The 25,849-nt window shown below is 63.6% G+C and carries 26 protein-coding genes; 7 read left to right on the top strand and 19 right to left on the bottom strand.

All coding sequences use genetic code 11. The features are described from left to right. Positions 1 to 69: 69 nt before the first annotated feature. The 9 genes from RA19_RS15660 to RA19_RS15620 form a co-directional block, all read right to left on the bottom strand. Entirely contained in the window at positions 70 to 1,083 is a 1,014-nt protein-coding gene (locus RA19_RS15660; protein WP_039164251.1) for a GlxA family transcriptional regulator, read from the bottom strand. A gap of 16 nt (positions 1,084 to 1,099) precedes the next feature. Further along, positions 1,100 to 1,996, bottom strand: coding sequence for a homocysteine S-methyltransferase family protein (locus RA19_RS15655; RefSeq protein ID WP_039164248.1), 897 nt, complete (start codon positions 1,994 to 1,996; stop codon positions 1,100 to 1,102). A 122-nt stretch (positions 1,997 to 2,118) separates the two neighbouring features. After that, entirely contained in the window at positions 2,119 to 4,566 is a 2,448-nt protein-coding gene (locus RA19_RS15650; RefSeq protein WP_039164246.1) for a GcvT family protein, read from the bottom strand. Between the two features lie 15 nt (positions 4,567 to 4,581). Next, positions 4,582 to 4,953: a GFA family protein gene (locus RA19_RS15645; RefSeq protein ID WP_039164243.1), complete on the bottom strand. Its 372-nt coding sequence runs from the start codon at positions 4,951 to 4,953 to the stop codon at positions 4,582 to 4,584. Then, positions 4,946 to 5,347: a GFA family protein gene (locus RA19_RS15640; protein ID WP_039164242.1), complete on the bottom strand. Its 402-nt coding sequence runs from the start codon at positions 5,345 to 5,347 to the stop codon at positions 4,946 to 4,948. Before RA19_RS15640 ends, RA19_RS15645 begins: the two co-directional genes overlap by 8 nt. Beyond that, a complete protein-coding gene (locus RA19_RS15635; protein WP_039164241.1) occupies positions 5,344 to 5,973 on the bottom strand; it encodes a LysE family translocator in 630 nt (209 codons plus the stop codon). Before RA19_RS15635 ends, RA19_RS15640 begins: the two co-directional genes overlap by 4 nt. Position 5,974: 1 nt before the next feature. Continuing rightward, entirely contained in the window at positions 5,975 to 6,562 is a 588-nt protein-coding gene (locus RA19_RS15630; RefSeq protein WP_446720289.1) for a helix-turn-helix domain-containing protein, read from the bottom strand. Positions 6,563 to 6,743: 181 nt separating this feature from the next. Further along, positions 6,744 to 7,199, bottom strand: a complete 456-nt coding sequence (locus tag RA19_RS15625; RefSeq protein ID WP_039164239.1) for a GAF domain-containing protein — start codon at positions 7,197 to 7,199, stop codon at positions 6,744 to 6,746. A 99-nt stretch (positions 7,200 to 7,298) separates the two neighbouring features. Beyond that, positions 7,299 to 8,471, bottom strand: coding sequence for an acetyl-CoA C-acyltransferase (locus RA19_RS15620; RefSeq protein WP_039164237.1), 1,173 nt, complete (start codon positions 8,469 to 8,471; stop codon positions 7,299 to 7,301). Between the two features lie 95 nt (positions 8,472 to 8,566). On the opposite strand from RA19_RS15620, the gene RA19_RS15615 reads away from it, so the two are divergent. From RA19_RS15615 to RA19_RS15605, 3 genes are all read left to right on the top strand, one after another. Then, entirely contained in the window at positions 8,567 to 8,911 is a 345-nt protein-coding gene (locus RA19_RS15615; RefSeq protein WP_039164235.1) for an STAS domain-containing protein, read from the top strand. 35 nt (positions 8,912 to 8,946) lie between these two features. Further along, on the top strand, positions 8,947 to 9,396 hold the full coding sequence (locus RA19_RS15610; protein ID WP_039164233.1) for an ATP-binding protein: 450 nt from the start codon (positions 8,947 to 8,949) through the stop codon (positions 9,394 to 9,396). Between the two features lie 303 nt (positions 9,397 to 9,699). Further along, positions 9,700 to 11,274, top strand: a complete 1,575-nt coding sequence (locus tag RA19_RS15605) for a gamma-glutamyltransferase family protein (protein ID WP_039164230.1) — start codon at positions 9,700 to 9,702, stop codon at positions 11,272 to 11,274. Positions 11,275 to 11,299: 25 nt separating this feature from the next. On the opposite strand, the gene hspQ is transcribed toward RA19_RS15605, so the two are convergent. Further along, positions 11,300 to 11,626 (bottom strand): heat shock protein HspQ, encoded by a 327-nt coding sequence (gene hspQ, locus RA19_RS15600; protein ID WP_039164229.1) that lies wholly within the window; start codon positions 11,624 to 11,626, stop codon positions 11,300 to 11,302. A gap of 85 nt (positions 11,627 to 11,711) precedes the next feature. Here hspQ and RA19_RS15595 point away from each other — a divergent pair, with 85 nt between their 5' ends. Together RA19_RS15595 and RA19_RS15590 are read left to right on the top strand one after the other, a co-directional pair. Next, entirely contained in the window at positions 11,712 to 12,599 is an 888-nt protein-coding gene (locus tag RA19_RS15595) for an AEC family transporter (RefSeq protein ID WP_039164227.1), read from the top strand. Between the two features lie 58 nt (positions 12,600 to 12,657). Beyond that, complete coding sequence (locus tag RA19_RS15590; RefSeq protein WP_039164224.1) at positions 12,658 to 13,245, top strand: transglycosylase SLT domain-containing protein; 588 nt, start codon at positions 12,658 to 12,660, stop codon at positions 13,243 to 13,245. Positions 13,246 to 13,524: 279 nt separating this feature from the next. On the opposite strand, the gene RA19_RS15585 is transcribed toward RA19_RS15590, so the two are convergent. From RA19_RS15585 to RA19_RS15570, 4 genes are all read right to left on the bottom strand, one after another. After that, positions 13,525 to 14,109, bottom strand: coding sequence for a LolA family protein (locus tag RA19_RS15585; protein WP_039164221.1), 585 nt, complete (start codon positions 14,107 to 14,109; stop codon positions 13,525 to 13,527). Positions 14,110 to 14,188: 79 nt separating this feature from the next. Next, positions 14,189 to 17,224: a DNA translocase FtsK gene (locus tag RA19_RS15580; RefSeq protein ID WP_039164218.1), complete on the bottom strand. Its 3,036-nt coding sequence runs from the start codon at positions 17,222 to 17,224 to the stop codon at positions 14,189 to 14,191. A 116-nt stretch (positions 17,225 to 17,340) separates the two neighbouring features. Beyond that, the gene (locus RA19_RS15575) at positions 17,341 to 18,519 is read right to left on the bottom strand and encodes an aminotransferase class I/II-fold pyridoxal phosphate-dependent enzyme (protein ID WP_039164216.1); all 1,179 of its coding nucleotides are present in this window, start codon (positions 18,517 to 18,519) and stop codon (positions 17,341 to 17,343) included. A 109-nt stretch (positions 18,520 to 18,628) separates the two neighbouring features. Then, the gene (locus RA19_RS15570; protein ID WP_039164215.1) at positions 18,629 to 19,960 is read right to left on the bottom strand and encodes an amidase; all 1,332 of its coding nucleotides are present in this window, start codon (positions 19,958 to 19,960) and stop codon (positions 18,629 to 18,631) included. 111 nt (positions 19,961 to 20,071) lie between these two features. On the opposite strand from RA19_RS15570, the gene RA19_RS15565 reads away from it, so the two are divergent. After that, positions 20,072 to 21,298 (top strand): FAD-dependent monooxygenase, encoded by a 1,227-nt coding sequence (locus RA19_RS15565; RefSeq protein WP_039164213.1) that lies wholly within the window; start codon positions 20,072 to 20,074, stop codon positions 21,296 to 21,298. Positions 21,299 to 21,608: 310 nt separating this feature from the next. On the opposite strand, the gene RA19_RS15560 is transcribed toward RA19_RS15565, so the two are convergent. Genes RA19_RS15560 through RA19_RS15550 form a run of 3 tightly spaced genes read right to left on the bottom strand, consistent with a single transcriptional unit; the run spans position 21,609 to position 23,392 of the window. Then, entirely contained in the window at positions 21,609 to 21,797 is a 189-nt protein-coding gene (locus RA19_RS15560; RefSeq protein ID WP_039164210.1) for a Trm112 family protein, read from the bottom strand. Continuing rightward, the gene (locus tag RA19_RS15555) at positions 21,794 to 22,438 is read right to left on the bottom strand and encodes an LON peptidase substrate-binding domain-containing protein (protein ID WP_039164208.1); all 645 of its coding nucleotides are present in this window, start codon (positions 22,436 to 22,438) and stop codon (positions 21,794 to 21,796) included. Before RA19_RS15555 ends, RA19_RS15560 begins: the two co-directional genes overlap by 4 nt. A gap of 27 nt (positions 22,439 to 22,465) precedes the next feature. Then, positions 22,466 to 23,392, bottom strand: a complete 927-nt coding sequence (locus tag RA19_RS15550) for a tetratricopeptide repeat protein (RefSeq protein ID WP_039164206.1) — start codon at positions 23,390 to 23,392, stop codon at positions 22,466 to 22,468. A gap of 74 nt (positions 23,393 to 23,466) precedes the next feature. Here RA19_RS15550 and RA19_RS15545 point away from each other — a divergent pair, with 74 nt between their 5' ends. Continuing rightward, the gene (locus RA19_RS15545) at positions 23,467 to 23,988 is read left to right on the top strand and encodes a DUF6653 family protein (protein WP_039164204.1); all 522 of its coding nucleotides are present in this window, start codon (positions 23,467 to 23,469) and stop codon (positions 23,986 to 23,988) included. Between the two features lie 179 nt (positions 23,989 to 24,167). Here RA19_RS15545 and RA19_RS15540 read toward each other — a convergent pair whose 3' ends face one another. Both RA19_RS15540 and RA19_RS15535 read right to left on the bottom strand, forming a co-directional pair. Then, positions 24,168 to 24,956 (bottom strand): exodeoxyribonuclease III, encoded by a 789-nt coding sequence (locus RA19_RS15540; protein ID WP_039164202.1) that lies wholly within the window; start codon positions 24,954 to 24,956, stop codon positions 24,168 to 24,170. Between the two features lie 123 nt (positions 24,957 to 25,079). Further along, positions 25,080 to 25,496, bottom strand: a complete 417-nt coding sequence (locus RA19_RS15535; protein ID WP_039164200.1) for a VOC family protein — start codon at positions 25,494 to 25,496, stop codon at positions 25,080 to 25,082. Between the last annotated feature and the right edge of the window lie 353 nt (positions 25,497 to 25,849).

Here is a 25,849-nt window from a genome sequence, read left to right as displayed (position 1 = left end):
GTCAGTGTTTGCGCCTGATTATCATGAATAGGCGGCGGAAAATGCATCAAAAACGTCAGGCTTCCGCAGCTATTCTCCGGCCTTGAGGATATTTTCCGAACTGTCCTCTCCCAGCCTGCGGCGCTTGCGCAAGGCAAAGGGAGTGATTCCAAAGAAGCTCTTGTAAAGGCTGGAGAATCCGTTGGGAAAGCCGCAGGCGAGGCCGATTTCGCGCACGCTCATGGTGGTGTTGAGCAAGAGGTTGTTGGCCTTGGAGAGGCGCATTTCGCGGTAGAAGCCGTTGGGGGTGGTGCCCAGGAAGGTCTTGAACTTGCGTTCCAGCGAGCGGGTGGAAATCCCAAGCTCGTCAACGATTTCGCTGATCGGCACCGGCTCCTCGATGTTGTCCTGCATGATACGGATGCAGTGGTCGAGGTCGCTGTCGCCGGTGATCGTCGGCTTGGCGCCGGCAAAGGGCTGCAGCGAGGAGAAGTCGCGCACCTGTTCGTGCAGCATGATGTTGCCCACGGTCATTTGCGCCGCCGCTGAGGTCAGGCGCCCGACCAGTGCCAGTACGATGTCGACGGTGGAGCCCATGCCCGCGCATGTGACAACCAGCCCATCCTCGCTGGCCAGCGCGTGGCTGGCGTCGTTCAGCCCCATGCGCTCACGCAGGAGGGCGGAGTTTTCCCAGTGGGTGGTCAGCCGCCCGGCGGCGCCGCCCTGGTCGCGGATGTAGCGGGCGGCGGCCTCGGCCAGAAGATAGACCTTGCCGCCGCGCGAAGTGTAGCTGGAGATCACCCGGCCCAGGCTGAGGCCGGGGTGGTCCGGGTCGGAATTGCCGAGGAAGAAGGCGAAATCCGCGTCCGGCTTGGCGGCGAAGGGTTCAGTGTCGACGCTGAGGCCCGCCTTGCAGCCAACCCGCCCGCCCTGCAGCGACCGCATGGTCCATTTGAACGGCGGCTGGGCCAGCACCCGGTTGGCGATCCGCAGCACTTCGACCACCGCTGACATCTCGGTCAGCACGAAGCCTTCGCAGACAACAATGTCGATGGTCCAGACCCGGGCCGGGTCGGCGGCTTTGAGTTTGTCCGTTTTTGCCATGCTGATCCCCCTCCCGTCAGACGATCCGGTGCCCGGCCGCGCGCAAGCAGCGGGCCAGTTCGGCGATGTGCTCCGGGCCTACCTCGCAGCAGCCGCCGACGATTGTCGCGCCTTGAGCAACCCAGCCCATCGCAAATTCCGCATAAGCTTCCGGCCCCAGGTCCTGGCGCTGCTCCAGCGCGTCGACGGTGGGAGCGTCCTTGAGGAAGCCTTCGGAAATCCGGGTGAAGCCGTTGGCATAGGCGCCGAAAGGCTTGCCGAAGCTTTTCACGATCTCCAGGCCCGCGCCGATCACCTCGGGGCGGGAGCAATTGAGCAGCACCGCCTCCGGCTGGAAGTCTTCGATCAGCGGGACGAGACCGGCCAGCGGCTCGCCGGAGCGCAAAAGGGTGCCGTCCTCATCGGAGACAGATGCGGCCAGCCAGACGGGCTTGTCCGTGCCCGCACAGCCCAGCAGCGCGCCTTTGGCCTGCTCCAGCGAGGAGACGGTTTCGATCAGGAACAGGTCCGCATTCGGTTCCAGCAAATGGACCAGTTCGGCGTAGACGACCTTAGCCTCGTCCGCAGGCGGGCAGATGTCGGGCCGGTAGGAGGCAATCAGTGGACCAAGCGCAGCAGCAACGCGGCCCGCGCCATGTGTTTCGCGCGCGGCCGCCGCCTGCGCAGCAGCCTTGGTCAGCAATTCTTCGAAATACTCTTCGATACCGGCACGGACCAGGCGGTCGCGCAGCACGGCATAGGTGTTCATGGTGGCAATGGTTGCACCGGCGGCGAAGTAGTCGGCGTGAACGCGGCCCACCACTTCGGGCTTTTCGATCATCACCGACGTGGACCACAACGGCGTCGCACGGTCGCCGGAGCGTTTGACAACCTCCTGCCCGATCGAGCCATCCAGAAGCGTGATCTCAGCCATAGCACAGTGACCTTTCCGTGGAGCGCCTGCGCCGCCAGGATACATGAAACGATCCGGCGGCGCAGGCCGACTTTTTTTCAGGCGTCAGCCCGGACAGGTTAAGCCCGGGCTTCCCGCGCTGATCAGGCGCGCAGGCGCTCGTTGGCCGGATCCCACAGCGGTTCGTCCTTCTGAACCACCGCACGGCATTTCTGCCCGTAGATCTCAACTTCCAGCTCAGTGCCCGGCTTTGCCAGCTCAGGGCGCACCATGCCCAGCGCGATGGAGGCGTTCACACGGTAGCCCCAGTCGCCCGAAGTGGTCTCGCCCACGATCTCGCCGTCTTTCCAGATGCAGGACATGTAAGGCGCATCGGCATCGCCAGCCTCAACAATCAGGGTGACGAAGGTCTTCTTCACGCCCTGCTGCTTTTCGTTCTGGATCGCGGCTTTGCCCGGGAAATCCTGCGGTTTGTCCAGCTTGACGAAACGCTCCAGGCCCCCTTCGAGCAGCGAGTAGTCTGTCGACAGATCGCCCTTCCAGGTGCGGTAGCCCTTTTCGATCCGCAGCGAGTTCAGCGCGTACATGCCGAACGGCTTGGCGCCGCCTTCGATCAGAGCTGCATAGATGTCGGCCTGATGCTCGTTGGCGCAGTGGACTTCCCAGCCGAGTTCGCCGGCGTAGGAGACGCGCGCCAGGAAGGCGGGCTTGCCTGCGACGGTGGCTTCCTGGTGGGTCAGCCAGCCAAGCGACAGATCGGCGTCCGAGATCCCAGCAAACAGCTCACGCGATTTCGGACCGGTGACGATCATGGTCGCGAATTCGGTGGTGCGGTCGGTCAGGGTCAGGCCTGCGGGCAGCGCGTTGCGCAGGATCTCGAAGTCGTGCCACTGGGCCGAGCCTGCAGTGATCATGGTGAAGTGGTCTTCGCCATGACGGACACAGGACATCTCGGTCAGGATACGGCCGCGGTCGTCCGAGAAGTAGACCAGGTTCATCCGGCCCACCTTAGGCAGGCCGCCGGTCACCAGGCCGCGCAGGAATTCCGCTGCGCCTTCGCCTTCCAGGTTGAAGCGGGAGAAGCCCGGCAGGTCCAGAACGCCGACGCCGTCGCGGACTGCTTCGCATTCTTCCTGGATACGCTGCTGCCACGGGCCGGAGCGGCCCCAGGTGTGAGTGGCCTCTTCCGAGGTGTCGTCACCATCCTTGGCAAACCAGTTGGCACGTTCCCAGCCGTTATAGGCGCCCATCACGCCGCCCAGATCTTTGATCTTGGCATGGACCTGGCTGACTTTCTTGTCGCGAGCCGCCGGCCATTCGTGGTGCGGGAAGTGCATGGCGTATTCGTTGCCGTAGACTTCCAGGCCTTTCTGGTTGCAGTAGTCCTGGTCGGTATAGTCGGTATAGCGGCGCGGATCGACCGCCCACATGTCCCATTCGGTGTGGCCATCGACGATCCATTCGGCCAGCACCTTGCCGGCGCCGCCGCCCTGGGCAATGCCGAAGGTGAAGCTGTGGGCTTCAAACGCGTTTGTCACGCCGGGCATCGGGCCGATCATCGGCAGGCCGTCGGGGGCGTAGGGGATCGGGCCGTTGATGACGCTGGAAACACCGGAGGACGCCATCAGCGGCACCCGCTCCATCGCGTCGGTGACGATGTCTTCGATCCGGTCCAGATCTTCCTGCCAAAGCTGGAACGAGAAGTCCTCGGGCATCGGATCGTCTTCGGTCAGCCAGTGGCCTTTGCAGTTCGGCTCGTAAGGCCCCAAGTTGTAGCCGTGCTTTTCCTGACGCAGGTAGTAGGACACGTCCACGTCGCGGATCAGGGGCAGCTTGCCGCCGTGTTCCTTGGACCAGGCTTCGACCTCGGGGATCTGTTCGGTCAGCAGGTACTGGTGCTCCATCACCATGGCAGGCACGGTCCGGCCGCCGTAGGGCTTGAACATCTCGCCCACGCGCTGCGCATAGTAACCGGCGGCGTTCACCACATAGTCGCAGTCGATGTCGCCCTTTTCGGTGTGAACGGTCCAGGTTCCGTCTTCGTGCTGGGTCACACCGGTCGCCGGGGTGAAGCGCAGGATCTTCGCGCCCATGTCGCGCGCACCCTTGGCCAGTGCCTGGGTCAGCTGTGCCGGGTCGATGTCGCCATCGGTCGGGTCATAGAGAACCCCGGTCAGGTCATGGGTCTCCAGGAAGGGATAGTGCTCCTTGGTTTCTTCCGGGGTCCACATCTCCATCGGGATGCCCTGGTAGCGGCCCATGGACATGGCGCGCTCGAATTCCTGCATCCGCTCTTTGCTGTGCGCCAGACGGATCGAACCCGAAACATGGTAGTTCATCGGGTAATCGACCGCTTCGGCCAGGCCGGAATACAGCTCGGTCGAGTAGCGCTGCATGTTCATGATCGCCCAGGAGGTCGAGAAGGTCGGCACGTTGCCGGCCGCGTGCCAGGTCGAGCCGGCAGTCAGCTCGTTCTTCTCCAGCAGCACACAATCGGTCCAGCCTTTCTTGGCCAGGTGAAAGAGCGACGAGCAGCCGACAACGCCGCCGCCGATGATGACCACGCGGGCCTTGGTTGGAAAATCAGACATGATAGCTCCCTAGTCTCAGTCCTTTTGCGGCACGCCGTCCGCAATCTCGTAAAAATCGCCTTTGCTGGCGGTGAAGATGTGCTTTTCGATCTTCATCCCCGTGGCGCCGTCGACGGCGCCAAGCGCAAAGCTGGTGGTGTCTTCGTCATGCGCCTTCCAGAACAGGAAGGAGCCGCAGCGCGGGCAGCTGCCGCGTTTGGCCTGCGGGCTGGCTTCATACCAGCTGACCGATCCGGTGATGGTCAGCTCCGTGTCCTTGACATAGGCCGAGGACCAGATGCCGCCCGATTGCTTGCGGCACTGGCTGCAATGGCACATCGAAGCGCCTTGCGGCTTGGCCGCGGTTTCAAACCGGATGTCGCCGCAAAGGCAGGATCCTTTAAGCATCTTCATCTCCCTTGAAACCGGCGCATTGCGGCAGGCCGTCGGCGATCTCGTAGTAATTGCCCTTGTCCGCTATGAAGACATGCGCCTTGGTTTGCAGATCCGTCGGGGTATCGATGGCGCCGGCGGCCACCACCGTGCGCCCCTCGCCCTCCGGCACCCAGAACAGGCTGGAGCCGCACTTGCCGCAGAACCCCCGCTTGGTGGTTTCGCTCGACTGGAACCAGCGCAGACCGTTTTGCCGGATCAGCGCAAGCGCCTCATCCGGGATCGATGTTGCGGCCCAGAAATACCCGGAGGTCTTGCGGCACTGGGTGCAATGGCAGGCGTAGACCGGCCGCAGGGGCGGTGTGAGCTCGAAGGCAACCGCGCCGCACAGGCAGGATCCTTTGATCATCGTGCTGCCTCCAATTGTGGCGCAGCGCTGGTACCCAGCAGCATGCCGTAGATGATGAAGCACAGTGCCATGCCGCGGCGCAGCCAGGTGTTGAACACGGCCTTCATGGCCGCGCGGCCAAGGCCTGCGCCCAGAGCTGTGAAACCGGTGTAGCTGAGCGCGGTGATGATCAGCGCGGTCGGCATGATCACCGCCATCTGCTCCCAGACCGGCACCCCGGGCTGCACGAACTGGGAAAAAGCCGCCAGATAGCCTGCCACGCTCTTGGGGTTGATCACCGCCACTGCCAGCGCGTGCAGATAGACATGCCGGGTTGGCCGCTCTGCCGCTGGCGCCGGACGGGTCGCATTGATCCAGCCGCGCACGCCCATCCAGATCAGAAAGCCGGCGCCGGCAATTTTGGCAGTCATGAACCCGGCGGGAGAGGCCGCAATCAGGGCCGTCACGCCAAGGGCCGAAAGGATCAGGAAGACCGACGCCTGCGTCAGGATGGCCAGCACGCCCACCATCGCCTTTGGGAACCCCAGCGCCATGCCATTGGAGATGCAATTGACGGCATTGGGGCCGGGCGTGGTCACAAAGACCACCCAGAACAGCGCGAATATGGTCCAGGCCTCAAAGCTCATGTCAGTAGACCGGCGGGGCGATGACCCAGACCGCCACGGCAGGCACGTCATAGGGGTTCGACCACTGGTAGGGTTCATGCTTGATCCGGAAGCTGTCGCCCGGGCCAACGGTAAAGGCGCGGCCGCCAATCAGCAGGTCCAGCTTGCCCGAAATCATGTAGCCGACTTCCTGCGTCGGCCGGTGCGCTGGGGTCTGCATCCGCGAGTTCGGCTGGAAAGTGGAATGCACCATCTCGAAGTCATCGGTCAGATCCGGGGATAGCAGTTCTTCGATCAAGCCTTCTTCGCCCGAGCCCATCGGGCGCCGGCTGCCCGCCCGCACCACGTAACCGTGCTCCTCGGCCGGTGCTTCGGAATGAGCAAACAGCATCGACATCGGCACGCCCAGCGCCTGTGCGAGCTCGCGCAAATCCGAGATTGACGGCTCCGACATGTCCCGCTCGACTTGGCTCAGCCAGCCGACCGAACGGTTCAGCATCGCGGCGATGTCCGCCAGCGTCAGCCCCCGTGCCTTGCGCAAGGCACGGATATCCGCTCCCAATGTGGCCGCTGCCAGCGCCTGGTCGTTCACCAGTCCTCTCCCGTCCATGAAAAAATCTCCTCGTTTTTCACGATGCCCCGAATCCGTGAAATTTCCAAGCATTTTTTCACGGACCGGGACATCCCATGAAAAAGCCCAGCGCATAAAGGCGCCGGGCTGCTTCTTTCTGGTTCTAAATACCCTGGGGTGAGGCCGCCAGGCCGAGGGGCAAAGCCCCTTCAGTCCCGAATCACAACCGGCCGAACACTTGGGCCAGGATCGCCGCCAGCTGCTCCGCATCCTCCTGGGTGAAGGCATCCGGCTGATCGCTGTCGATGTCAAATACCCCGATCAGCTCCCCCTGCCCGTCCCTGACCGGCAGCACCAGCTCCGACCGGGTCGAGGACGCGCAGGCAATATGGCCGGGGAAAGCCTCCACATCCGGCACCAGCTGCACTTCGCCAGTTCGTGCCGCCGCACCGCAGACGCCGCGGGAAAACGGGATCTGCAGGCAGCCGTGGCCGCCCTGGTACGGGCCGATCTTCAGCAGTTCAGGCGCCACAGCACGGTAGAAACCGGTCCAGTCGAAGCGGTCGTCCGAGTGATGCACTTCGCAAGCCACGGTGGCCATCAGCGCCACCTCATCTGTTTCACCTTCGGTGAGTGCGGCGATGGTCTTGGCTAGGGTTTGGTAGTCGGCCTGCATGGGGACCTCTCCTTCAACGCGGGTAAGGGGGCTGTCTGCCCCCTCTTGACCTGGCGGTCAATTCACCCCCGAGGATATTTCGGGCCAGATGAAAAGGGATCAGGCCCGCTCGATCGCAATCGCCGTGCCTTCGCCGCCGCCGATGCAGATGGCCGCCACGCCGCGTTTCAGGCCGCGCTTTTCCAATGCGTTCAGCAGGGTGACCATGATCCGCGCACCGGAAGCGCCGATCGGGTGGCCCAGCGCGCAAGCGCCGCCGTTCACATTCACCTTGTCGCGCGCAATGCCCATTTCGTGCATGAAGGCCATCGGCACCACGGCAAAGGCTTCGTTCACCTCCCACAGGTCGACATCTTCCACCTGCCAGCCGATGTTTTTCAGCAGCTTCTGCGCGGCCGGCACCGGTGCAGTGGTGAACCAGCCCGGCGCCTGGGCATGGCTGGCATGGCCCAGGATGCGGGCGCGGACTTGCAGGCCCTGCGCTTCGGCGGCGTCAGCCGAGGCCAGCACCAGCGCTGCGGCGCCATCGGAAATGGAGGAAGCATTGGCCGCGGTCACGGTGCCGTCCTTGCGGAAGGCGGGTTTCAGCGTGGGAATCTTTTCAGGGCGCGCCGATTTCGGCTGCTCGTCCGCATCCGTCACAATGTCGCCTTTACGGGATTTCACGGTCACCGCCGCGATTTCCCCGTCAAAGGCGCCGCTCTCCTGCGCCTCCAAGGCATTGGCCAGCGACTTTAGCGCATATTCGTCCTGGGCTTCACGGGTGAACTGGTATTTCTCGGCACAGTCCTCGGCAAAGGTGCCCATTAGGCGGCCCTTGTCATAGGCGTCTTCCAGCCCGTCCAGGAACATGTGGTCAATCACCTGGCCATGTCCGATACGGGCGCCGCCGCGCATCTTGGGCAGCACATAGGGCGCATTGGTCATGCTCTCCATGCCGCCAGCGATCATCGTCTCCGCATGGCCCAGGGCAATCTGGTCAAAAGCGATCATCGCCGCCTTCATGCCGGAGCCGCACATCTTGTTGAGCGTGGTCGCGGGAACGTCTTCACCAAGCCCGCCGGCAAACCCCGCCTGGCGCGCAGGCGCCTGCCCCTGGCCTGCAGGCAGCACGCAGCCCATCAGCACCTCGTCCACGGTTTCAGCTCTGGCGCCTTCCAGCGCGGCCCGGATGGCGGCGCCGCCCAGCTCCGCTGCTGTCACCCCGTCATACATACCCTGGAACCCGCCCATCGGCGTCCGGGCCGCTCCGGCGATAACAACATCTTTCATGCAATTTTCCTCCAATCGTCAAAATAATACCTACAGAATAGTAAGCTTTGCGGTCTAGAGTGCTGGCAAATGACGTTACATCCCGGGGGACAAATATGAGCCTGACCACCACCATGACGGACGATGCCCAGATCGTCAAAGTCAATGCCGAGCGCATCGACGCCGCCATGGCCATCCAATTCAAGGAAGACATGCGCACCGAAACCGAAAGCGGGCCGGACCGTGTCATTCTGGATCTGTCCGACGTGCAGTTTATCGATTCCAGCGGCCTCGGCGCCATTGTCGCCGCGATGAAGCAGCTGGGCGGCAGCCGCAAGCTGGACCTGGCCGGGCTAACCCCGATGGTGGAAAAAGTGTTCCGGCTCACCCGCATGGACACGGTCTTTGACCTTTACGGCACCCTAAGCGACGCAACCGCACCGGCTGGCGCAAACTCCTGAAGACGAATGCGCTGGCGGCGCAAAGCGAGAATTTGATGGTAAAAACCTTTGCCTGCTCGTTCACGGCCACGAATTTGGATGCCCGCTCCGGCATCTCGTCCGTCGTGACCCAGTTGCGGTCCCTGGGGATACCGGGCACCCGCGTGGACGAGGTGCAGATCGCCTTGACCGAAGCCGTGAACAACGTCGTCGAACACGCCTATGAAGGCGCCGTCCCGGGTGATGTGCTGATACGGGGCGAGCTGTATCCGGAACGTCTGTGGATCAGCATTCAGGACGCCGGCGCGCCCTTCCCGGAAGGGGAGCTGCCGGCGGGCAAGCCCGCAGATGTCAGTGTCGCCACCGAAGACCTCCCGGAAGGCGGCTTCGGCTGGTTCCTGATCCGCGAGCTCGCCAGCCAGGTTCAATATGAACGCACCGAGGGCAACAACAATCTGTCGCTGTGCTTTGAAATCCAGGTGACCAGCCCCGCAGCCAAAGTCTGAGGCCGGTGCAGCCGCCAAGCTGCCAGCCTACCGTTTACTCCACTTTTAACGCTTTGCCACATTGGCGCCGCAATCCTGGCCCGCCAATGCCCAACAGGTAGGCGAAAACTTACCTGTAGCTGAAACGAGCTTCCCCTGGTGCCGCGTGTCCTAGCCCCCACCAGAACGCGGCACCGGGGACATTTCGCTCAAATTCCTCCGCCATTCCTGTTACGTGCCGTTCTGCCCGCCTTCAGGCAGTTTTGAGTTGCCTTCCCGGGGCGCGCTCCTAGGCTCAGCGCATTGACAGCGAGGAGCAGGTTTATGCGCGACTTCCATCTTCCCGGCCGGTCTGCAGTCTTTGCCGCAAACGGTCTTTGCGCGACCTCCCATCCGCTGGCGGCAAACGTGGCGGTGGACATCCTGAAACGCGGCGGCAATGCGATGGACGCGGCGTTGGCAGGTGCGGTTCTGCTTGGCATTTGCGAGCCGCAAATGACCGGGATCGGCGGCGATTGCTTTGTACTCTATTCCCGCCCTGGCCGCGGCGTCCGGGCCTTAAACGGCTCCGGCTGCGCCCCGGCAGGCGCCAGCGCAGCAGAACTGCGGGCGCAAGGGCTGGCAGCGGTGCCGCTGGACCGCCCGGAAGCGGTCACCGTTCCATGTGCAATTGACGCCTTCTGCCGCTTGGCCGAAAGCGAAGGGCGGCTAGGGCTGGATGCGCTGCTGCAGCCTTCCATTCACTATGCCGAAGAAGGCGTGCCCGTGGCGCCGCGCACCGCGTTTGACTGGCAGAACAGCGCCGGGACACTGCAAGGCGCAGCCCGGCAGCATTACTTGCAAGACGGCCAGCCGCTGCGAGCAGGTGATGTATTCCGCGCGCCTGGCCAGGCCGAAGTCCTGCGCCGCATCGCCCGGGACGGGCGGGACGCGTTTTACACCGGAGAAGTGGCCGAGGATATGGCCGGCGCCCTGTCAGCCTTGGGCGGCATTCACACACTGGAAGATTTTGCCTCTGCCAGAAGCTTTGCCACCCAGCCAGTGGAGGGACGCTACAAGGACATTGACCTGGTGGAGCATCCACCCAACGGTCAGGGTGCCACAGCGCTTTTGCTGCTGAATATCCTGAAGCATTTCGACATCGCCGGCATGGATCCGTTTGGTGCCGGGCGGGCACATATCGAAGCAGAGGCGGCCAAGCTTGCCTATGATGCGCGCAACCGGTTTCTGGCCGACCCGGAGCATACCGCCCGGCTGGAACACATGCTGGCGCCGGAAACAGCGGAGCATCTGGCCGCCCTGATCGACCCGAAGCGGGCCATGCCGACCGCCGCGCCGCTGACGGAAGCCGTGCATAAGGACACCGTCTATATCACCGTGGTGGACAAGGACCGCATGGCGGTGTCGCTGATCTATTCGATTTTCCACGGCTTTGGCTCCGGCATCGCATCCGAAAAGTTCGGCATCCTGCTGCAGAACCGCGGAGCCGGGTTCACTTTGGAGGAGGGCCATCCGAACGAGTTCGGCCCCGGCAAGCGGCCGATGCACACAATCATTCCAGCCATGCTGAAACAGGACGGCGGCGTGATTATGCCGTTTGGCGTCATGGGCGGCGGATATCAGCCCACGGGCCATGCGCGGCTGGTTTCGAACCTTAGCGATTTCGGGATGGATCTTCAGTCCGCCATCGACGCGCCACGCTGCTTTGCCGATGGCGCCGTGCTGAAGGTCGAGCGCGGTTATGCGGCATCGGTGCGCCAGGAGCTGGCAGACATGGGGCACAAAATTGAGGTCCCGGACACACCTCTGGGCGGTGCGCAAGCGGTCCGGATCCATGTTTCGGACGTGCTGGAAGGCGCCAGCGATCCGCGCAAGGATGGCTGTGCGCTCGGCTATTGATACCGGAGCCGGGACGGTGCGGCGCTCAGTTCAGCTGATAGTGCAGCGCATAGGCGCCACCGTCGAAATTGCCAAACATTTCAGGCACATCCGGGTGTCCTATAGGCTCACCCGAGTAGTCGGCAACCAGATTCTGCTCCGAGACATATGCCACGTAGTAAGTCTGATCGTTTTCGGCCAGAAGATGGTAGAACGGCTGGTCTTTTACCGGCCGGCTGTCCTCGGGAATGGCCTCGTACCATTCCTCGGTATTGGCAAACTCGGGATCGACGTCGAACACCACCCCGCGGAAGGGGTGCTTCCGGTGGCGGACGACCTGTCCAAGATTGTATTTTGCTCGTGTTCTCATCATGGTCTTGCAGCCCCCGTCTGATTTAAATAGCGCGCAGGCGCAGGGATTGTCCAACTCTTGACGCAAATTTTCAGGGAAACAGACTGTGAACCTTGCTTTGACAGTGCTCGAAATCACCGCTCCGGTGTTTTTGCTGGCCGCGGCCGGTTTTATCTGGGTGAAGCTGGGGTTTGAGTACCGCACCCAGTTCGTGACCCGGCTGGCGATGACGCTGGCGGTGCCCTGCCTGATCTTCACCGCGCTGATGCAGACCGACCTGGACAAGGGCGCGCTCGGCACCTTTATGCTGGCCGCGCTGGCGGGCCATTTGCTGCTGGCGGTTGCGGGCGAGGTGCTGTGCCGGCTGGGGCGGCTGGACCGGCAGACCTACATGGCGCCCTTTGTGTTCGGCAATACCGGGAACCTGGGCATCCCCCTGTCGCTGTTTGCCTTTGGCGAGGCTGGGCTGGGCTATGCCGTTGTCATGCTGGCAGTTTCAGCCATCCTGTCCTTTACTTATGGCATCTATCTGGTTGCGGGCCGCAGCGCAGGCAGCAAAGCCATTCGCGAGCCGATGGTCTGGGCAACGCTGTTGGGCGGGCTGTTCCTGTGGCAGGACTGGGAGACGCCGCGCTTTCTCACCAACGCGCTGGAGCTGACCGGGCAGATGGCGGTGCCGTTGATGCTGATTACCCTGGGCACGGCGGTGGCGCGGCTGACACCGGGGAAGACCGGGACAGCCGTTGCGTTTTCCCTGGTGAAATTCCTGATCTGCGCCGCGGCGGGCTGGGGGCTTGCGGCGGCGTTCGGGCTGGATCCTGTTGCGTCCGGCGTACTGATCCTGCAGCTCGCAACGCCGGTTGCGGTGACCGCCTATCTGCTGGCGGAGAAATTCGAGGCGGATTCCAGTGCGGTGGCAGGTCTGGTGGTGGTTTCCACCCTGATGTCGGCGGTGCTGCTGCCGCTGCTGCTGAGCCGGCTTATTGAATTGTGATTTCCACACGCCTGGCAATCCGCTAAACTTGGCCAAAACAAGATAATGGGCAGAGGCAATGAGCAGACTCATAAGCGCCCTCGTTCTCCTCTTGGCGGTTGCGTCTTGCGGAGGCGGGCACAAATCGCCGCCGCGCAATCTGGATAATGCATGCAGCATCATCAAGGAGCGGCCGGAATACCTGAAAGCCTTCCGTGCCACCCAGCGCCGCTGGGGTGTGCCGGTTCATGTGCAGATGGCGACGATCTATCACGAGAGCCGGTTCCGTGGCGATGCGCGCACACCGCATCAATTTGTGCTGGGAGTGATCCCGGTCGGGCGGCAGTCCAGCGCTTACGGCTACAGCCAGGCTTTGGACGGCACCTGGGACGACTACCGCCGCGACACCGGGCGGCGCCGTGCCAAGCGCGACCGGATCAGCGATGCGACGGATTTCATGGGCTGGTACATGCGCAAAAGCTACGAGAAGAACGGCATCCCGCTTTATGACGCGCGCAATCAGTACCTGGCCTATCACGAAGGCCACACCGGCTACGCCAGAGGCAGCTACCGCTCGAAATCCTGGCTGCTGCGGGTAGCGGGCCAGGTTCAGTCCCGCGCTGAGACCTACCAGGCCCAGCTCGCGACGTGCCGCAAGTTCCGGTGATCTCCCGCAAACGGAAGGCTCCCGCCCGCCGCATGGTCTTTCTTGCGAAAGACCTTCGGCCGTTGGGCGGGGCACCGCGCCAAGGCGCGGTGCGGTCCCGCTCTTAAGCGGGCCGCGCGGGACTGGAAAACCGGCTTCTGCATCAGCAGTAGTACCGCCTTGCCAGACAGTAGAAGCGCTGCTGCGCCGGGCATCAGCCCGGCGCCGGGCCCAAGGCCGCCAAGGTGTGGCTGCGTCAGCAGCCGCACCTGCGGGCGCGGGAGCCCCGCGGCTCTTGCCTTAGCGGGAACGGCCGCTGGTGGTGAACAGGCTGGAGGACAGCGGCTGGCCGGTCTCCATTCCTCCAAGGATAACGGTTGTCTGACCACCGGCGCTGTCGTGGATCACCCATTTGCGCAGCTCCACCGGATCGCCAGTGAACATCAGTTCGATACTGCCATAATCCGGATGCTCCGGATCCTGCGCCCGCACGATGGTCGAGGTGCCGTCAAAGGAATGCCCCACCACCATATTGGCGCGTCCCAGATCAACAGTGCGGGCCAGGATGATCGACAGCGGCGTGCGCTTCAGCGGGTAGGTTTCCGGCGGCTGGTTCGACTTGGGGTCGTGGATCACCACAGCCCCGCCGCCAGCCACCACGGTGCCGCCGCCATTGCCATCATACTCAAACCGCATCCGCCCCGGCCGGTGCATATAAAGCTTGCCGGTGGACAGGCTGCCGTCGTCATTAACTTGGGTGAAGGGCGAAGACGCCGTCTTGATCCCATTCAGATAGCGGGAGATCTCATTAAGGCTCAGTTGCTCGGCCGCCCAGGAAGCGGGGGCAGCTAGGGTCAGCGCAAGGGCAAGGGCAATCCGTTTCATGAGCTCAACATAGGTACGCTGCTGCAGAAGTGAAGATGCCGGACCCGCTAGGGCCCGGCATCGGCGGAATTTCGTCAGCTTATTGTTCGGGAACAAGAATTTCCCGCTTGCCCACATGGTTAGCAGCCGAGACAACGCCCTCGTCCTCCATCTGCTCAACCAGCCGGGCTGCCTTGTTATAGCCGATCGCCAGCTTGCGCTGGATGTAGGACGTCGAACATTTGCGGTCCTTGATCACAATGGCAACTGCGGTGTCATAAAGAGCGTCTTCGGTATCGGTATTGCCGCCGGTATTCAGCCCCAGAACCGCATCAATATTGTCAGCCTTGTCCTCATCCGGGCCGTCCAGCACGCTGCCGACATAGTCCGGCGGGCCGAACTGCTTGAGATGGTTCACCACCTCCTCGACCTCTTCATCAGAACAGAAGGGGCCGTGGCAGCGTGTGATCTTGGCGCCGCCGGCCATATAGAGCATGTCGCCCATGCCGAGAAGCTGCTCGGCGCCCATTTCGCCCAAGATGGTGCGGCTGTCGACTTTCGACGTCACTTGGAAGGAAATCCGGGTCGGGAAGTTGGCTTTGATGGTGCCGGTGATCACGTCCACCGAGGGGCGCTGGGTGGCCATGATCAGGTGGATGCCCGATGCCCGCGCCATCTGCGCCAGACGCTGGATGCAGGCTTCGATCTCCTTGCCCGCAACCATCATCAAATCGGCCATCTCGTCGACGATCACGACGATATAGGGCAGCGCCTTGGGTTCGAATTCTTCGGTCTCGAACACCGGTTCGCCCGTGTCGTCATCGAACCCGGTCTGAACAGTGCGCGAGAACAGCTCGCCTTTGGCCAGTGCTTCCTTCACCCGGCCATTGTAGCCCGCGATGTTGCGCACGCCCATCTTGGACATCTTGCGGTAGCGGTCTTCCATCTCGCCGACCACCCATTTCAGAGCGACGACCGCCTTTTTCGGATCGGTCACAACCGGCGACAGCAGATGCGGGATGCCGTCATAGACGCTGAGTTCCAGCATCTTGGGGTCGATCATGATCAGGCGGCATTCATCCGGCGTCAGCTTATACAGCAGCGACAGAATCATGGTGTTGATCGCCACCGACTTACCGGAGCCGGTGGTACCGGCGATCAGCAGGTGGGGCATCTTGGCGAGGTTTGCGACCATGGCGTCGCCGCCGATGTCCTTGCCCAGCGCCAGCGGCAGTGCGTGGTTGCCGTCGCCAAAGTCGCGCGACGACAAGATTTCACGCAGCACCACTTTTTCGCGGTTCTCGTTCGGCAATTCGATACCGATCACGGTGCGGCCAGGCACGGTAGAGACCCTCGCGGACAGCGCCGACATGGAACGGGCTATGTCGTCGGCCAGGCCGATCACGCGGGAGGCCTTGAGGCCCGGCGCCGGCTCCAGCTCATACATGGTGACAACAGGGCCGGGGCGCACCGAGACGATCTCACCCTTGACGCCATAGTCGTCCAGCACGGTTTCCAGCATCCGCGCGTTTTCCTCCAGCGCCTCATCGCTGAGGTGGTGGCGCTCGATGCTCATCGGGTTGGTCAGCAGATTGAGCGGCGGCAGTTCGAAATCGCTGCTGCTGTCTTCAAAGGCCAGCTTGGGCTGGGCCTCTGCCTTGGCGCGGGCGGAGGGCTGCACGGCCTTGCGGGCTGGCTTTTCGACCACGGCCTTGCGGGGCTCTGCCACCGGCAGGTCAACCGTCAGGCGCGGGCCCGGCGCGGCAGGTGCGGCGGCCTGAGGAACAGGTGCAGCATCGACGGGCGTGGCGGGTTTAGCAACATCCGGCAGCGCTTCAGAGGCCACATGGTCCGGGGTAATCATGCCATGGTCAGCCGCAAAATCTTCGGCATCGGCACGCGTTTGCACCGCGGAATCCGAGCCTTCGGGCACATCGGTTTCCTCTTCCGGTGCCTGCCAGGTCAGCGGCGGCTCTTCCGGCAGCGGGGCGGCAGGCACCTGCGCGGCTGTCAGCGGCGGCTCCGGCGGCAGGCCATCGTCTGCTGCTACAGAGTTGAAGATCAGCGGTGCCGGGCGCTGGCCGCGACCCTTGGTGAGCGGCAGGTTGGGGTCTTCTTCCGGCGGCACTTCGGCGGCGCGGCGGATGCGCACCGCATTGGCGATTTTCTGCGACACCCGGTCTTCCGGAGACGCGCCGTCTTCGGGACGGTCTTCCGGCTCATATGCCTGCGCTTCTGCGGTATAGAGGTTTTCAGCCTCAGCTTCAGGCGCGGCGCGGCGGATCAGGCCCGGCACCCGCGACAGCAGGCCACCTTTGGCAGGAGCTTCAGTCTCTTGCTGAACAGCTTCCTCCACGTAGGTGTCGTCCGGATAGTCCTCAAACATCTCCGGCTCGGCTGCCACATCGGTGTACTCTTCAGCGGCCTCGGCGCGGGCTGCGCGTTCCTTGCGGTAGGTGAGGGCCGCCTGCAGGCCGTTCGAGGCACCGCGGCCCAGCAATGCGGCAACTGCGCCATAGCCCAGGATCAGGCCGATCATCACCTTGTGCAGGCCCTTTTTCACTTCGGGCCAGGTGAACCCCAGCACCGCGCAGCCAAGGGCAATCATGCCAGCGGCGCTGAGCAGGGACATGATTTTGACCATGAAATGCAGGCTGACCGGCAAGAGCGCCAGCAGCGCGCCGAGGAAGGTATAGCCAACCATGCCGCCGAGGCCGAAATCATAGTTCTGCTGCCAGCTGCTGCTGGCGTTCAGGGTCTCCATGTGCAGGGCCACCACCAGCAGCCACGGCACCGACAAAAGCAGCGGCCAGACCACCCGGTCCTCGCCCCGGTGCAGCACAAAGCGCGCACCCCAGGCAAACAGGAACAGCGGCAGCGCCCAGCTGGCCTTGCCGAACAGGGTAATCAGGATGAAGGAGACAGAGGCGCCGGGACGGCCCAGCCAGTTTTGCACCGGCGCGTCGGTGGAGACGGTCCAGTTCGGATCTTCGGGCGTGTAGGAGCCCAGCATGGCGGCAACCGCCAGCCCCGCCAGGATCAGGGCGATCCCGATCAATTCCTTGCCGCGCTTTTCAATGGCCGCCTGCATGTTGCTGTCGAGCAGCGGATCGCGGCTGCGGGTTTGAAATGCCATGCCTACCTCAGTTCCGTATCTTACGGCGCTGCCCGCTGTTCACCGCAGGTCTGTGCGCCCGATTATTGGTTTTGGCTGTGCGGCCCGCCCTGCTCGTTGGGCCGCGCAGCGAAATCTCAGTAGAGGCAACCGCGCAGCGTGGTCAGCGCCTTGCGGGTGTCCTCGGAGGGTGCGACCAGCGCCACCCGGATATATGTCTCGCCCGGGTTCTGTCCCGGTTCGCCTTGCGCCAGGTAAGCGCCAGGCAGCACCCGCACGCCGGTCTCTTGCCATAGCTTCAGCGCGGCCTTCTCGCCGTTTTCCACTGGCAGCCACAGGAAGAAACCCGCCTGGGGTGCCATATAGCCGTTGAGGCCAGCAAAGACCTCGTCGGCGATGGTGTATTTTTCCTGGTAGAGCGCACGGTTCTCCACCACATGTGCCTCATCTGCCCAGACCCGGGCCGCAGCCGCCTGCAACGGTGCCGGCAGCGGTGCGCCGGAATAGGCCCTCAGCTGTTTCACACGTTTGATGGTATCAGGGCCGGCGGCGATCAGGCCAGAGCGCAGGCCCGGCAGGTTCGACCGTTTGGACAGCGAGTTGAACAGCACCACCCGCTCGGGATCGGCACCCAGCTCCTGCGCGACGGTCAGCGCACCCACAGGCGCCTCATCGCGGTAAATCTCGGAATAGCATTCGTCCGCGAAGATACGGAAATCGTACTTTTCCGCCAGCTGGATCAGCCGGGTCCAGTAATCGCGCGAGGCCACCGCCCCCTGCGGGTTGGCAGGCGAGCAGATATAAGCCACGGCGGTGCGGTTCAGCACATCCTCAGGCAGGTTCTCGTAGTCCGGCAGATGGCCGGTCGCAGCGGTCGCGGGCACAAACACCGGCTCAGCCGCGACTGAGAGCGTGGCCACCATATAGACCTGGTAGAAGGGGTTCGGGATCAGCACCACCGGCTTTTGCCCGTTCTTCTGCTCCGGGCAGAGCGCCATGGCGGCATTGTAAAGCCCCTCGCGGGTGCCGTTCAGCGCCATAATTTGGGTTTCGGGATCCGTCGTCACACCGTAACGGCGGCTGATCCAGTCCGAGATGGCGCCGCGCAGTTCGGGGGTGCCGTCGTTGTTCGGGTACTGGTTAAACCCGGCCGCGTTTTCGGTGATGACATCGGTGACCCAGGCCGGAAACGCATGTTTCGGCTCGCCAATGGTCATATGCACCACATCCCCGCCAGGGGTGTGATGGTCCAAAAGCGCCCGCAGGCGCGGGAACGCGTAGGCTGGCAGGTTCGAAAACCGCTCAGGAAAATCCATGTCTTATGCCTCGGTCACGGGATCATTGGCGCCCCGTTTGCGCCTTAGGTTACAGAGGGCGGGCGGATGCGTCCACCCGGTGAGTGGCCCGATGGGCCAAATGTGGCTTTCAGGCCAAGGCCGCCTCGATCGCGGCGCCGATGCGCAGCAGGGCCTCTTCGCAGTCCGGCTGGCCCAGCACCTGCAGGCCGCAGCTAGGGGTGCCGGTCGGCAGCGACAGCCCGCAGAGCCCCATCAGATTGCCAATCCGGGTGTTGCGCAGCGCCAGCAGGTTGGATTGGACATAGTAGCCGTGATCGTTTTGCAACCGCTCCATGTTCGGCGGCAGGATTGGAGACACCGGGCTCAGCACCGCATCAAACCCGGCCACGGCCTGATCCCAGGCCATCCGGCACTGCTCCAGCTTGCCCCAGGCCGCGACGTAGTCCGAGCCTCTGAATTGCGCGCCGGAGCGGAAGCGTTCCAGGATTTCCGCATACATCAGCTGCGGCGAAGCTTCGATCACGTCTTTCCACAGCCCGTAGGCTTCGGTGGTGTAGAGAATCGGGCTGAGGCCCATGGCCTCTTCCAGCGCGGGCACGTCCAGCGGCACGATTTCGGCGCCTGCATCTTTCAGCTTTTGAAGCGTTTCCTGGTAAGCTGCCGCTATTTTCGGGTCCAGATCATTCTGCGCCACAGTCTGTAAATCGGCGAAACGGCGCCCTTTGAGTGAAGCCGGGCAGCGCAGATCCGGGCCGGGGGTGCCTTCCAAGACGCCCAGCAGCAGGCCCGCGTCCTCGACGGAGCGCGCCAGCGGGCCGATGGTGTCGAACTTCAGGCACAGCGGCACCACGCCTTCCAGGGTGATCCGGCCGGAGGTGGTCTTGAGCCCCACCAGATCATTCCAGGACGACGGGATCCGCACCGATCCGCCAGTGTCCGAGCCAATGCCCGCAGCCGCCAGCCCGTAGGTCACAGACGCCGCTGCGCCGGAGGACGACCCTCCGGGTGCGGCCTCTGGATCATTGACGCAAGGCGGCGTTTCCTTGACCGGGTTGAAGCCAAGGCCGGAGAAGGCCAGCTCGCTCATATGGGTCTTGCCGAGGCAAACAGTCCCCATGAGCGTCGCATTGCGCAGCACTGTTGCGTCCTGCTCCGGCACCCGGCCCTTGAGAAGGTCCGAACCGGATTCGGTTGTGGTGCCTGCGCTGTCGAACAGGTCCTTCCAGCTGATGGGTACGCCGTCCAGCAGCGAGCGGCGCAGCCCCAGGCCGGCGCGCGCCTCAGCGGCTGCAGCCTCGGCCAGGGCGCGGTCATGGGTCACTTGGGTATAAATCCGGTCTTTCAGCGGATGGGCATCGATCGCGTCCAGATAGCAGCGGGTCAGCGCCACAGGGCTGATTTCACCCGCCTCAATCCCGCGTCCCAGATCAGCGGCGGTCATCGTCAGCCAGTCTTTCATTTGCCCATTCACTCCTAAACCTTCGGCGCCGACGGTAGCGGCAGCAGGACGCAGGCACAATCCCGCGCTTCCTGCATGGACAATCCCGCCAGCAGGCGCATATTGCGGGGCATGAAAAATGCGTGTGATATCCTGATCGTGGGCGGCGGGCTGAACGGCCCTGCCCTTGCCCTGGCCCTGGCGCAGACCGGGCACAGCGTCACCGTGGTCGACTCGCTCACCCCGGACAAACTTGCTGACGAAGGCTTTGACGGGCGCGGCTATGCGCTGGCGCTGGCCTCGCAGCGGCTGCTGCAGCAGATCGGCGTGTGGCAGCACGTTGGAGACAACGCGCAAGCCATGCTGGAGATCAAGGTGACAGACGGCCATGCGGGCCAGGGGCCGTCGCCTTTTTTCATCCATTTCGACCATGCCGAACTGGAAGAAGGCCCGATGGGTTATATGGTCGAGGACCGCTATCTGCGCCGCGCCTTTCTGCAAGCGATGGAAGATGCGCCCGGCGTCACGCTGGTATCAGGCCGCACTGTGGTGGCGCAGGCGCCGGACACAACCGGTGTGACCGTCTCGCTGGACGACGGCGGAGAGCTGCGCGGCCAGGTTCTGGTCGGCTCGGACGGACGCCGCAGCGGCACCGCCCAGCGCGCGGGCATCAAGCGCACCGGCTGGGATTACGGCCAGACAGCACTGGTTTGCGCCATCGACCACGAAAAGCCGCACAACGGCATCGCGCATCAGTTTTTTATGCCGCCGGGGCCGCTGGCGATCCTGCCGCTGCCCGGCAACCGCTCCTCCATCGTGTGGAGCGAGCGGACAGAGACAGCCAAAGCGATCCATGCATTGGACGACGACGGTTACATCCAGGCCCTCCGCCCGCGGTTTGGCGATTTCCTGGGGGAGATCTCCCTGGCAGGCAAACGCTTCACCTACCCGCTGAACCTGACCATCGCCAACAGCTTCATCGGTGACCGCATGGCGCTGATCGGCGACGCTGCGCATGGGATGCACCCGATTGCAGGCCAAGGGCTGAACGCCGGGCTGCGCGACGTCGGAGCGCTTGCCGAAGTGATCACTGGAGCTACCCGCCGCGGTGAAGATATCGGCTCGCTCCTGGTGATGGAGCGCTACCAGCAATGGCGCCGCTTCGACACCGCGTCTCTGGTTGCGGCCACCGACGTGTTCAACCGGCTGTTTTCCAACGACAACCCGCTGCTGCGGCTGGGCCGGGACATTGGCATGGGGCTGGCGGGCGCACTCCCCGGCCTGCGCCGCGGCTTTGTGCGCGAGGCCGCAGGCCTGACCGGCGATATGCCACGGCTTCTGCAAGGCCGCCCGATCTGACACCGGGACCCTCCCGCCTGCTCCGGAACATCCGGGGATGTACCTGCACAGTTGGGCCCGGCACCTCGCTGCCGCGCGGTGCCGCAGCGCAAAACGCAAGCACAACATAGGCTCTCAACGACAGGAAATTAGCTCCGACGCAACAGCAATCCCGCTTGGAAACCCGCAGCGTTGCTGTAGAGCGCAACCGCGCCGCGCCTTGGCGCGGCGCCGGGCCCAAGCCTGGCAAGGGGTGCCGGCGCAGCCGGTGCACCTGAAGGCGCGGGAGCTCCGCACCAAGGCAGGCGGAATGCGCAAGCTGGCGGCAGGATCAATCCAGTTCGCGGGCTTCGTCCACCAGCATGACCGGGATACCATTGCGGATCGGAAAGGCCACATTGGCCGCCCGGGAAATCAGCTCCTGCGCCTGAGAGTCATACTCCAGCACCGTCTGCGTCAGCGGGCAGACCAAGGCTTCCAGCATCCGCCGGTCAAAGACAGGCGCCTGTGGTTCGGTCATTGCAATGTTTCCTCATGAGATCCGCCGCGCAGGGCGAATTCGATCAAAGTGACAAGCGTTTCCCGTCTTGTGGCAAGACAGGGCGCCTCGAGCAAGGCCTGTTTGTCCTCGGGGTCGAACTCCAGAAGCATCGCCAGGGAATTGATCAGCAATTCATCCTCGGCTTCTTTCAGTGCTTCCCAGTCAGTCGAAAGGCTGCGTGCCGAAAAGAACCGTTCCAGAAGATCCAGAAACGACGGCCGGTCCAGCGTGTCATCCGCCTCCGACCGGCCCAGATCCCGGTCGAACCCCGCCCAGCTGACGTCGCAGCGCCGGTAGGGCGTGAAGCCGCTGGCCTCGCGGGTGATACGGAAGCGGGAGACACCGGACAGGGTGATCAGGTACCGTCCGTCCTCGGTCTCGGAAAACTGGGTGACCCGCCCGGCGCAACCGATGCTGTGCAGCTCTTCCTCCCCGCCATGCGGGTTCGGAAAGGGCTGCACCATGCCGATCAGCCGCTGCCGCGTCTTCAGAGTGTCTTCCAGCATCTGCAGGTAGCGCGGCTCGAAGATATGCAGCGGCAGCCGCGAGCGGGGCAGCAACAGCGCCCCGGGCAGGGGGAACACGGCAATCGTGTCCGGCAGTTCGGCAGCCTGGATCATGGGACAGAGTGTAGCGCTGCCCCGGTGTTAGGCAAATATCAGCGAGCTCAGTTTGCGGCGCCCGTTCAGAACCACCGGATCGTTCGGCTTGAGCGCATCGAAAATGGTGAACAGCTGCGTCTTGGCGGCGCCATCGCTCCACTCCCGGTCGCGGCGGAACAGCTCCAGAAGCTCTGCCACAGCAGCTTCGGCATCGCCCGCCGCATGCAAAGCCTGGGCCAGATCAAACCGCGCCTGGTGGTCGTCCGGGCTGGCCTCGACAGCGGCCCGCAGTTCCGCAACCGGGCCTGCATTCTCCGCTTGCCGCGCCAATTCGATCTGCGCAAATGCCGCTTCGATTTCCGCAGCTTCCGCAATCTCCGCCGGAGCGCCGTTCAGCACCGCTTCTGCCTGGTCCAAATCGCCCAGCGCAATATGCGCGCGTGCCAGCCCGCCATAAGCCGCAGCGTTGCTGCCGTCTTCACCGAGAATGGCCGCAAAAGTCTGCGCCGCGTCCGCAACGGCCCCTTCGGCCAGCATTTGCTCGGCCGCTTCCAGCGCTTCGCCAAGCCCGCCGTCGGCAGAGCCCCCTGCGGCTTCGATCACCTTCTTAAGGAAAGCATCGATTTCGGAGGCGGGCAGCGCCCCCTGGAACATATCGACAGGACGGCCTTGGACAAAGGCAACCACGGTAGGGATCGACTGCAGCGGCAGCCCCTGCTGCGCCAGCGCTTGGGCCAGCCGCTGGTTTTCGTCCACGTTGATCTTGGCCATGGTCGCCGCGCCTTTGGCCTTGGTCACGGCCGCTTCCAGCATCGGGCCCAGCGTCTTGCAAGGGCCGCACCAGGGCGCCCAGAAATCCACGATCACCGGCGCCTGCATCGACGCTTCCACAACGTCCTGCATGAAGGTGGCTTCGGTCACGTCTTTGATCAGATCGCCCGCCGGTGCGGCGCTGCCAAGAATTTCGCTCATCAGATTGTTCTCCGCTTGGAACTTGCCCCCTATATGGAATCCTGCGCGCCGGAAACCAAGAGAGGAGTTTGCCCATGACCCGCCGCCGGTTCGATCTTTTTGCAGCCTCCGAGAAGCTGATGCGCATGGATGAGGCCGCCTGGGCGAGGCATGCAAACCCCTGGAGCGTATACAGCCGGATGACAGTTCTGCCGCTGATGACGCTGGCTGTTTGGTCCCGCGTCTGGCTGGGCTGGGGTGCGCTGCTGCCGGTGGCGCTTGTTCTGGTCTGGACCTGGTGGAACCCGCGCGCCTTTGGACCGCCAGCCAGCACGGTCAATTGGGCCTCCCGCGGCACCTTCGGAGAGCGGGTCTTCCTGAACCGCCGGCACGTGCCCATTCCCGCGCATCATGCCCGCTGGGCCAAAGGGCTGGCCTGGGTCTCGGGCCTGGGTGCGCTGCCTTGGCTGCTGGGTATTTGGCAGCTTGATCCGGGATTCACTCTTTTCGGGCTTGCAGTGATGGTGGGCGGCAAGCTCTGGTTTGTGGACCGGATGGTATGGCTTTACCAGGACATGAATGACCGGCACCCTGCCTACGCCGCCTGGACACGCTAAGGGGAAACGCTCCCGCCCCCGGCAGCGGGCCCTGGCTGCGCCAGTCCCCTTGCGGCGTTGGGCCGCGCGCCGCGCTGACGCGCGGCGTGCCCGCACTGCGCGCCAGCGCAGTGCCATGCCCAACTGAGACGGGTCGCCTTTGGAGACCCAGGATCAGGCGGGAGCCCCCCCGCTTGCCGTCACAGATCGAAGGTTGCAAAGACTGGCGCATGGTCGCTGGGCTTTTCCCAGCCGCGGGCATCGCGCAAAATCCGGCTGGAGTGGGCCGCATTCCGGATGTCCGCTGTGGCCCAGACATGGTCAAGACGGCGCCCTTTGTCGGCAGCATCCCAATCCTTGGCCCGGTAGCTCCACCAGCTGTAAAGGCGGCCGTCGGGGAGGTCGTTCCGGGTCACGTCGGACCAGCCGCCCGCTTCCATCACGTCAGCAAAATGCTCGACCTCGATGGGTGTATGGCTCACCACTTTCAGCAGCTTCTTGTGGTCCCAGACATCATCCTCGCGCGGTGCAATGTTCAGGTCGCCGACCAGAATCGCTTTTTCCGGCTTCTCCGCCTTGAACCAGTCGCGCATATCGGTGAGGTAGTCGAGCTTCTGACCGAACTTCTCATTCTGCTCCCGGTCCGGCACATCGCCGCCCGCCGGCACATAGAAGTTGTGGATCACCACCCCGTTCTCCAGCCGCCCCGCCACGTGGCGCGCGTGGCCGAGGCCGGCAAAGTCCTTGTCGCCGATATCCTCGATCGGCAGCCGCGACAGGATGGCAACCCCGTTGTAGCCTTTCTGCCCGCGGGCGATCATGTGGGAATAGCCAAGCGCCGCAAACCCCTCCATCGGGATCTTTTCCACCGGGCTCTTGCACTCCTGCAGGCACAGCACATCCGGGCCTTCCTCCTGTAAGAGCTTCTGAACAATCGGCTCCCGCAAGCGGACAGAGTTGATGTTCCAGGTGGCAAGAGTAAATGGCATCGCGCGCCTCATTCTGAGTTCCGGGTTCCCGCGCGATACTGCCTGTCCGGGCCAGGAAGGGCCAGAGCCGATTTTACGCAGCTTGGCAGGCCGCGTTCCATGCTGCAGCCCGTGCAGCCTGTGCTACCCGTCCCGCCCCGGTTCGTTCGGTTTGCTGGAGAAAAGTGCGATCTTGTTGCCTTGGGGATCGCGCAGGTACCCGACGTAGAACCGAGGTCCGTAAGAGGCGCGGAAGCCCGGCCGGCCTTCGTCGGAACCGCCTGCGCGGAGCGCGGCTGCGTGAAGGTCGCAAACCTGCTTTTGACTGCTCGCCTCAAAGGCAACCATGGACCCGTTTCCGGCAGAGGCCGGTCCGCCGTCAAAGGGCGGTTTCACGTAGAAATCAGGCAGAACAGGAGACTGGCCAGGGGCAACAGGCAAGGCATAGCTTAGCCCCGCAGGCCCCTCCTGCAACTCGTATCCGAGGGCCGGCAGGAAGGCCGAATAAAACCGTTTTGCGCGCGCGATGTCATCCGCGCCGACTGTGACGTAGGCAATCATGCTTCCTGGTTTTCTCCGGCAGTTTGGGCATTCAAACAAGGCAACGGCATTGTTGCAAGCCTAGACAGGGGTTGGTTCAATTTCCTGCGCCTTCCAGTCTCCTCGCCAGCATTGGCAAAACGGCTGCAAAAGCCCGCTGGCTCCCGCAGGGCAGATCACGGCCGCGCGTCCAGTGCGACTCATAAAAGACGGCCCCCGGACCGCGCCGTGAAAGACCCAGGCTTCGGCGGCTGTGTACGGTGCACGCCGTCGGCAGGCAAAAAAAGACCGGGCACGCGGCCCGGCCAAGTCCAACAGGGAGGTGCATACCGTAACCCGGATATGCGCGGGATCTTCTGCAGTCTAAAGATGCG

Source organism: Leisingera sp. ANG-M1, assembly GCF_000813745.1.
Lineage (GTDB): Bacteria > Pseudomonadota > Alphaproteobacteria > Rhodobacterales > Rhodobacteraceae > Leisingera.
The sequence above is the reverse complement of the archived record's forward strand: the minus strand, read 5'-3'. Positions and strand labels throughout refer to the sequence as shown.

What these genes read in the sequence shown, in the direction of transcription:
- RA19_RS15660 (WP_039164251.1), bottom strand. Translation starts at nt 1,083, where the DNA reads ATGGCAAAAACGGACAAACTCAAAGCCGCCGACCCGGCCCGGGTCTGG.
- RA19_RS15655 (WP_039164248.1), bottom strand. Translation starts at nt 1,996, where the DNA reads ATGGCTGAGATCACGCTTCTGGATGGCTCGATCGGGCAGGAGGTTGTC.
- RA19_RS15650 (WP_039164246.1), bottom strand. Translation starts at nt 4,566, where the DNA reads ATGTCTGATTTTCCAACCAAGGCCCGCGTGGTCATCATCGGCGGCGGC.
- RA19_RS15645 (WP_039164243.1), bottom strand. Translation starts at nt 4,953, where the DNA reads ATGCTTAAAGGATCCTGCCTTTGCGGCGACATCCGGTTTGAAACCGCG.
- RA19_RS15640 (WP_039164242.1), bottom strand. Translation starts at nt 5,347, where the DNA reads ATGATCAAAGGATCCTGCCTGTGCGGCGCGGTTGCCTTCGAGCTCACA.
- RA19_RS15635 (WP_039164241.1), bottom strand. Translation starts at nt 5,973, where the DNA reads ATGAGCTTTGAGGCCTGGACCATATTCGCGCTGTTCTGGGTGGTCTTT.
- RA19_RS15630 (WP_446720289.1), bottom strand. Translation starts at nt 6,562, where the DNA reads ATGGACGGGAGAGGACTGGTGAACGACCAGGCGCTGGCAGCGGCCACA.
- RA19_RS15625 (WP_039164239.1), bottom strand. Translation starts at nt 7,199, where the DNA reads ATGCAGGCCGACTACCAAACCCTAGCCAAGACCATCGCCGCACTCACC.
- RA19_RS15620 (WP_039164237.1), bottom strand. Translation starts at nt 8,471, where the DNA reads ATGAAAGATGTTGTTATCGCCGGAGCGGCCCGGACGCCGATGGGCGGG.
- RA19_RS15615 (WP_039164235.1), top strand. Translation starts at nt 8,567, where the DNA reads ATGAGCCTGACCACCACCATGACGGACGATGCCCAGATCGTCAAAGTC.
- RA19_RS15610 (WP_039164233.1), top strand. Translation starts at nt 8,947, where the DNA reads ATGGTAAAAACCTTTGCCTGCTCGTTCACGGCCACGAATTTGGATGCC.
- RA19_RS15605 (WP_039164230.1), top strand. Translation starts at nt 9,700, where the DNA reads ATGCGCGACTTCCATCTTCCCGGCCGGTCTGCAGTCTTTGCCGCAAAC.
- hspQ (WP_039164229.1), bottom strand. Translation starts at nt 11,626, where the DNA reads ATGATGAGAACACGAGCAAAATACAATCTTGGACAGGTCGTCCGCCAC.
- RA19_RS15590 (WP_039164224.1), top strand. Translation starts at nt 12,658, where the DNA reads ATGAGCAGACTCATAAGCGCCCTCGTTCTCCTCTTGGCGGTTGCGTCT.
- RA19_RS15585 (WP_039164221.1), bottom strand. Translation starts at nt 14,109, where the DNA reads ATGAAACGGATTGCCCTTGCCCTTGCGCTGACCCTAGCTGCCCCCGCT.
- RA19_RS15580 (WP_039164218.1), bottom strand. Translation starts at nt 17,224, where the DNA reads ATGGCATTTCAAACCCGCAGCCGCGATCCGCTGCTCGACAGCAACATG.
- RA19_RS15575 (WP_039164216.1), bottom strand. Translation starts at nt 18,519, where the DNA reads ATGGATTTTCCTGAGCGGTTTTCGAACCTGCCAGCCTACGCGTTCCCG.
- RA19_RS15570 (WP_039164215.1), bottom strand. Translation starts at nt 19,960, where the DNA reads ATGAAAGACTGGCTGACGATGACCGCCGCTGATCTGGGACGCGGGATT.
- RA19_RS15565 (WP_039164213.1), top strand. Translation starts at nt 20,072, where the DNA reads ATGAAAAATGCGTGTGATATCCTGATCGTGGGCGGCGGGCTGAACGGC.
- RA19_RS15560 (WP_039164210.1), bottom strand. Translation starts at nt 21,797, where the DNA reads ATGACCGAACCACAGGCGCCTGTCTTTGACCGGCGGATGCTGGAAGCC.
- RA19_RS15555 (WP_039164208.1), bottom strand. Translation starts at nt 22,438, where the DNA reads ATGATCCAGGCTGCCGAACTGCCGGACACGATTGCCGTGTTCCCCCTG.
- RA19_RS15550 (WP_039164206.1), bottom strand. Translation starts at nt 23,392, where the DNA reads ATGAGCGAAATTCTTGGCAGCGCCGCACCGGCGGGCGATCTGATCAAA.
- RA19_RS15545 (WP_039164204.1), top strand. Translation starts at nt 23,467, where the DNA reads ATGACCCGCCGCCGGTTCGATCTTTTTGCAGCCTCCGAGAAGCTGATG.
- RA19_RS15540 (WP_039164202.1), bottom strand. Translation starts at nt 24,956, where the DNA reads ATGCCATTTACTCTTGCCACCTGGAACATCAACTCTGTCCGCTTGCGG.
- RA19_RS15535 (WP_039164200.1), bottom strand. Translation starts at nt 25,496, where the DNA reads ATGATTGCCTACGTCACAGTCGGCGCGGATGACATCGCGCGCGCAAAA.